At 52.7% G+C, this 4,084-nt stretch carries 1 tRNA gene and 2 rRNA genes; all 3 read left to right on the forward strand.

Annotated elements, in window-relative coordinates:
• Positions 1-409: 409 nt before the first annotated feature.
• The 3 genes from E1180_RS00375 (at position 410) to E1180_RS00385 (ending at position 3,600) form a co-directional block, all read left to right on the forward strand.
• Positions 410-3,131 (forward strand): 23S ribosomal RNA (locus E1180_RS00375).
• Between the two features lie 223 nt (positions 3,132-3,354).
• Positions 3,355-3,469: ribosomal RNA gene (gene rrf, locus E1180_RS00380) — 5S ribosomal RNA — on the forward strand.
• Positions 3,470-3,523: 54 nt separating this feature from the next.
• A tRNA-Met gene (locus tag E1180_RS00385) sits at positions 3,524-3,600 on the forward strand.
• Positions 3,601-4,084 lie beyond the last annotated feature (484 nt).

The following is a 4,084-nucleotide window of genomic DNA, read 5'->3' on the forward strand; positions in this document are numbered from 1 at the left end:
AGTATCCGTTTTGCGGTGATCGTATGGATTGCCGCCTGTTCTTGACATCGTTGAAGAGAAGATTTTTTTGATCTCTGTGAGATTGCGGCGGGTTTTGGCCTGTTGCTGTGATCACAGGGTTCCGTAATCAATCGGAGTGCCAGCTTGACCGCATGGTGATCAAAGAAGTCTCGTGAAACTGGTCTTAATTATCAAGATCTGTTTGTGTTTGAGCCATTGATGGTTTGGGTTTTTACAAAGGGGCCCATGCTTGATCTGGTTTGAAGCAAACGTTTTCTGGTTTTTATTGCTCTGAGGTTGTTTGGGTGTAACGCACTCAAGTAGCCCGATAGGGCGGTAGTGCCAGAGAAGATGATCTTTTTAAGAGCCTTTGAGGCTCTAAAAAAAGATGACCATTGATAATGAGAGTGATCAAGTGTCTTAAGGGCATTCGGTGGATGCCTTGGCGACAAGAGGCGATGAAAGACGTGATACGCTGCGATAAGCCATGGGGAGCTGCGAATAAGCTTTGATCCGTGGATTTCTGAATGGGGCAACCCACTCCGTATGGAGTACCCGTAAGGGAGCAAACCCGGGGAACTGAAACATCTAAGTACCCGGAGGAAAGGACATCAACCGAGACTCCGCTAGTAGTGGCGAGCGAACGCGGACCAGGCCAGTGGTCATAAGTTTAGAACTGGAACGCTCTGGAAAGTGCGGCCTTAGTGGGTGATAGCCCCGTACAGGTAGAAGAATTTATGATCCTTGAGTAGGGCGGGACACGTGAAATCCTGTCTGAACATGGGGGGACCACCCTCCAAGCCTAAGTACTCCTTGTCGACCGATAGCGAACAAGTACCGTGAGGGAAAGGTGAAAAGCACCCCGACGAGGGGAGTGAAACAGACCCTGAAACCGGATGCCTACAAACAGTTGGAGCCCGCAAGGGTGACAGCGTACCTTTTGTATAATGGGTCAGCGACTTAATTTAACGAGCAAGCTTAAGCCGATAGGTGTAGGCGCAGCGAAAGCGAGTCTGAATAGGGCGATGAGTTCGTTGGATTAGACCCGAAACCGAGTGATCTAGCCATGGCCAGGTTGAAGGTGCGGTAACACGCACTGGAGGACCGAACCCACGCCTGTTGAAAAAGTCGGGGATGAGCTGTGGCTAGGGGTGAAAGGCCAATCAAACTCGGAAATAGCTGGTTCTCCGCGAAATCTATTTAGGTAGAGCGTCGGATGAATACTCTCGGGGGTAGAGCACTGGATGGGCTATGGGGGCTTACCGCCTTACTGATCCTAACCAAACTCCGAATACCGAGAAGTACTATCCGGCAGACACACAGTGGGTGCTAACGTCCATTGTGGAGAGGGAAACAACCCTGACCGCCAGTTAAGGTCCCTAAGTTATGGCTAAGTGGGAAAGGATGTAGAACTCCCAAAACAACCAGGATGTTGGCTTAGAAGCAGCCATCATTTAAAGAAAGCGTAACAGCTCACTGGTCTAAATAAGGGGTTCCGCGCCGAAAATGTACCGGGGCTCAAGCCATACACCGAAACTGCGGGTGCATCTTATGATGCGCGGTAGCGGAGCGTTCTGTAAGTCTGCGAAGGGAGACCCGTGAGGGCTCCTGGAGATATCAGAAGTGCGAATGCTGACATGAGTAACGATAAAGCGGGTGAGAGACCCGCTCGCCGAAAGTCCAAGGGTTCCTGCGCAACGCTAATCGGCGCAGGGTTAGCCGGCCCCTAAGGCGAGGCCGAAAGGCGTAGTCGATGGGAATGCAGTTAATATTCTGCAGCTTGGTGGTAGTGACGGATGCCGTGTGTCGTATCTCCTTATTGGATTGGGGATGCGGCGAAGGTGTTCCAGGAAATAGCTCCACCGTATAAACCGTACCCGAAACCGACACAGGTGGACTGGTAGAGCATACCAAGGCGCTTGAGAGAACTATGCTGAAGGAACTCGGCAAAATGCTCCCGTAAGTTCGCGAGAAGGGAGACCTCTTAGTGGGCAACCATTGAGGGGTGGCACAGACCAGGGGGTGGCGACTGTTTATCAAAAACACAGGGCTCTGCGAAGCCGCAAGGCGACGTATAGGGTCTGACGCCTGCCCGGTGCTGGAAGGTTAAGAGGAGGTGTGCAAGCACCGAATTGAAGCCCCAGTAAACGGCGGCCGTAACTATAACGGTCCTAAGGTAGCGAAATTCCTTGTCGGGTAAGTTCCGACCTGCACGAATGGCGTAACGACTTCCCCGCTGTCTCCAGCATAGACTCAGTGAAATTGAATTCCCCGTGAAGATGCGGGGTTCCTGCGGTCAGACGGAAAGACCCCGTGCACCTTTACTACAGCTTCACACTGGTATTCGTAACGACATGTGTAGGATAGGTGGTAGACGTTGAAGCATTTGCGCCAGCAGATGTGGAGTCATCCTTGAAATACCACCCTTGTCCTTATGGATATCTAACCGCGGCGCAACAACGTCCGGGACCGTGTGTGGCGGGTAGTTTGACTGGGGCGGTCGCCTCCCAAATGGTAACGGAGGCGCGCGAAGGTGGGCTCAGAGCGGTCGGAAATCGCTCGTTGAGTGCAATGGCATAAGCCTGCCTGACTGCGAGACTGACAAGTCGAGCAGAGACGAAAGTCGGCCATAGTGATCCGGTGGTCCCTCGTGGAAGGGCCATCGCTCAACGGATAAAAGGTACGCCGGGGATAACAGGCTGATGATGCCCAAGAGTCCATATCGACGGCATTGTTTGGCACCTCGATGTCGACTCATCACATCCTGGGGCTGGAGCAGGTCCCAAGGGTTTGGCTGTTCGCCAATTAAAGTGGTACGTGAGTTGGGTTCAGAACGTCGCGAGACAGTTCGGTCCCTATCTGCCGTGGGTGTAGGAGAATTGAGAGGATCTGTCCCTAGTACGAGAGGACCGGGATGGACGTACCTCTGGTGGACCTGTTGTGGCGCCAGCCGCATTGCAGGGTAGCTATGTACGGAAGGGATAACCGCTGAAAGCATCTAAGCGGGAAACCCACCTCAAAACGAGTTCTCCCTGAAGAGCCGTGGAAGACCACCACGTCGATAGGAAGCGTGTGGAAGTGTGGCAACACATGAAGCTTAGCTTTACTAATAGCTCGTTCGGCTTGATCCTCTCATTAGTCAATGGTCATCTTTTAAAAAGCGCCTTGCGCGCTTTTGAAAAGATTAGTTGGTTTGCGCTCACGCTTGAGCGCGCCTGCGGCTTCAGCTCCGCGGGGGCGCGCAAAAGTGCGCGGCGGCCACTTGGCCTTGCGAAGCCTAAAGGCTTCGGTAAGGGCCCTAATCATCAAAAAAACAAAACAGACCAGTTTTACAATTTATCTGCCCTTCGCCGGCCTGGTGGCTCTAGCGGGGAGCCCCCACCCGATCCCATCCCGAACTCGGCCGTGAAACTCCCCAGCGCTAATGGTACTGCATCTTAAGGTGTGGGAGAGTAGGTCGCTGCCAGGCCTGCAAAGCGCAGATAAATATCTCTTCAATCGAAACAAGACAAAATACCTATGACGCGGGATGGAGCAGTCCGGTAGCTCGTCAGGCTCATAACCTGAAGGTCGTAGGTTCAAATCCTACTCCCGCAACCAAATCCCCCCAAAATAGACAAAACCTAGCTCTTTAGCGGGGCTATTCGCGTCTTGAAACAGCTGCGCTCCGAACTCTTGTTCCAAATCCGCGCACAACGGTCTCTAAAAACAGTTATGGCATGCCCACTTGGAGCTGCCCAGATTGACCGCAAGGCCAGAGGACAAACAAAACAAAAATGAAAGGCCGGCCAAAAGCCTCTAGAGAATACAAAGGGACCCTCTGCCCAAAAAAATAACGCGGGATGGAGCAGCCCCGCATCGCCCACAGGATCGCCAGATCCGAGGACGTGCAAAGGCAAAAATGCCGGGCCGAAAACAAACCCATCGAGGGAAAAAGGTGCCTTCAGAAAATAAGAATAACGCGCTCAAGTAGCCCGAAGGGCGATAGCGCAAATGAATAACGCGGGATCGAGCAGCCCGTAGCTCGTCAGGCTCATAAACTGAAGGTCGCAAAAGAGCAACGAGAACACAAAATCCCGCTCCC

The organism is Roseibium denhamense (genome assembly GCF_009711415.1).
In the GTDB taxonomy this organism is placed as follows: Bacteria; Pseudomonadota; Alphaproteobacteria; order Rhizobiales; family Stappiaceae; genus Roseibium; species Roseibium denhamense.